The organism is Winkia sp. UMB3158, assembly GCF_030217145.1.
Classification (GTDB): Bacteria; Actinomycetota; Actinomycetes; order Actinomycetales; family Actinomycetaceae; genus Winkia; species Winkia anitrata.
Window position 1 is genome coordinate 1 of record NZ_JASONH010000014.1, and the last position, 3,077, is coordinate 3,077.

Here is a 3,077-nt window from a genome sequence, read left to right on the forward strand (position 1 = left end):
TGTTAGTCATCGGGATATTAGTACCAGTCAACTCAAACCCTCACGAGCCTTACATTCCTGGCCTATCAACCCAGTCTTCTACTGGGACCCTCACACACAAACAGTGCACGGAGATCTTATCTCGAGGCAGGCTTCCCGCTTAGATGCTTTCAGCGGTTATCCCTCCCGAACGTAGCAAACCAGCCATGCACCTGGCGGTACAACTGGCACACCAGAGGTTCGTCCGTCCCGGTCCTCTCGTACTAGGGACAGGCCCTCTCAAATCTCCAACGAACGCAGCGGATAGGGACCGAACTGTCTCACGACGTTCTGAACCCAGCTCGCGTACCGCTTTAATGGGCGAACAGCCCAACCCTTGGGACCAACTCCAGCCCCAGGATGCGACGAGCCGACATCGAGGTGCCAAACCATGCCGTCGATATGGACTCTTGGGCAAGATCAGCCTGTTATCCCCGGGGTACCTTTTATCCGTTGAGCGACAACGCTTCCACAAGCCATTGCCGGATCACTAGTTCCTACTTTCGTACCTGCTCCACCCGTCAGTGTCACAGTCAAGCTCCCTTGTGCACTTACACTCAACACCTGATTACCAACCAGGATGAGGGAACCATTGAGCGCCTCCGTTACCTTTTAGGAGGCAACCGCCCCAGTTAAACTACCCACCAGGCACTGTCCCCAACCCGGATCACGGGCCAAGGTTAAGACAGCCAATCACACCAGAGTGGTATTTCACATTACAACTCCACCACACCTAGCGGCGCGGCCTCACAGTCTCCCACCTATTCTACACAAGCATAATCAACCACCAATACCAAGCTATAGTAAAGGTCCCGGGGTCTTTCCGTCCTGCTGCGCTAAACGAGCATCTTTACTCATAATGCAATTTCACCGAGCTCACGGTCGAGACAGCAGGGAAGTCGTTACGCCATTCGTGCAGGTCGGAACTTACCCGACAAGGAATTTCGCTACCTTAGGATGGTTATAGTTACCACCGCCGTTTACTGGGGCTTAAATTCACCCCTTCACCAACAAAAGCCGATTAAGGGTTCCTCTTAACCTTCCAGCACCGGGCAGGCGTCAGTGCGTATACATCGCCTTACGGCTTCGCACACACCTATGTTTTTGATAAACAGTCGCTTCCCCCTGGTCTCTGCGCCCCAACCCCCACCAAAACCGCAAAGGTAATGTAAAAGGCCGGGTCCTCCTTCTCCCAAAGTTACGGAGGCATTTTGCCGAGTTCCTTAACCATGATTCACTCGCACGTCTTAGTATTCTCTACCAAACCACCTGTGTCGGTTTAGGGTACGGGCAACACACCCTCTAACGCCGAGGCTTTTCTAGACAGCACAGAATCACCCAATATCCCCACAAAAACAGGTCACCATCACACCTCACCCAAACACGAGCGGATTTACCAACCCGATAGGCCACATGCTTGAACGCCGTAAACCATCACGACGCTGAGCTATCTAACTGCGTCACCCCTGTTAACACGCTTGACTACTACACACATCGGTCCCAAGACCACCACCAGCAAACCCCCGAAAGGGAAAACCAGCAGTAAATATTGGTTAGTACTATGCGCCTCACCACTGAACGAGAATATGCCGGTACCAGAATAAAAACTGGTTAACCATCGACTACGCCTGACGGCCTCGCCTTAGGACCCGACTAACCCAGAGCGGACGAACCTACCCCTGGAACCCTTAGTTATAAGACGGAAAAGATTCTCACTTCTCAATCGCTACTCATGCCTGCATTCTCACTCCCACACAATCCACCCCGGATCACTCCGAAACTTCACCTCATGCAGGACGCTCCCCTACCCAACCACACACCAACCACCCAACAAAGAGCAGCCAGCACACGTATGGAAGCCACGGTATCGGCGGTATGCTTAAGCCCCGCTAAATTATCGGCGCGCAATCACTAAACCAGTGAGCTATTACGCACTCTTTCAAGGATGGCTGCTTCTAAGCCAACCTCCTGGCTGTCACAGCAACTACACATCCTTTCCCACTAAGCATACCCTTAGGGGCCTTAACCGGCGATCTGGGCTGTTTCCCTTTTGACAACGAAGCTTATCCCCCGCTGTCTCACTGCCAAGCAATAGTTTAATGCGCATTCGGAGTTTGGCTGGTCTCAGTAACCAACAAGGCCCATTGACCAACCAGTAGCTCTACCTCACACAAACCTAAACTCAACGCTGCACCTAAATGCATTTCGGGGAGAACCAGCTATCACGGAGTTTGATTGGCCTTTCACCCCTACGCACAGTTCATCCCCTCCATTTTCAACTGAAGTGGGTTCGGTCCTCCACCACGTCTTACCATAGCTTCAACCTGACCATGCGTAGATCACCCCGCTTCGGGTCTAGAACACGCGACCAAACGCCCTTATCAGACTCGCTTTCGCTACGACTACCCCACACGGGTTAACCAAGCCACATGCCACTAACTCGCAGGCTCATTCTTCAATAGGCACGCCATCACCCAACAAACAGGCTCTGACGGCTTGTAAGCGCCCGGTTTCAGGAACTATTTCACTCCCCTCCCGGGGTACTTTTCACCATTCCCTCACGGTACTAATCCACTATCGGTCACAAGTAAGTATTCAGGCTTACCCAGTGGTCTGGGCAGATTCACACGAGATTCCACGAGTCCCGCACTACTCGGGCACCTTCTCCAAACCAGGACAATCATCAAAAACTACACGACTCTCACGCACTACGGCAGGCCATTCCAAACCCTTCGCCAAAACAATCATCCCGGAATCTACTCGCCGGCAGACAAGCAACAAAAAGACCCCACAACACCGCACACGCAACCCCTGCCGAGTATCACACGCACACGGTTTAGCCATCATCCGCTTTCGCTCACCACTACTCACGAAATATCTTCTCCTAAGGGTACTAAGATGTTTCACTTCCCCTCGTACCTCCCACACACCTATCAATTCAGTGCGCAGTAACCCCCAAACAGGAGGCTAGGTTACCCCATTCGGAAACCCCCAGATCAACGCTCGCTCGCCAACTCCCCAGGGAATAACGCAGGCCGCCACGTCCTTCATCAGCCACT

The 3,077-nt window shown here is 52.7% G+C and carries 1 rRNA gene; it reads right to left on the reverse strand.

Annotated features, from left to right (window positions below):
* Window positions 1-2 precede the first annotated feature (2 nt).
* Window positions 3-3,077: ribosomal RNA gene (locus tag QP400_RS10430) — 23S ribosomal RNA — on the reverse strand; the annotation flags it as partial.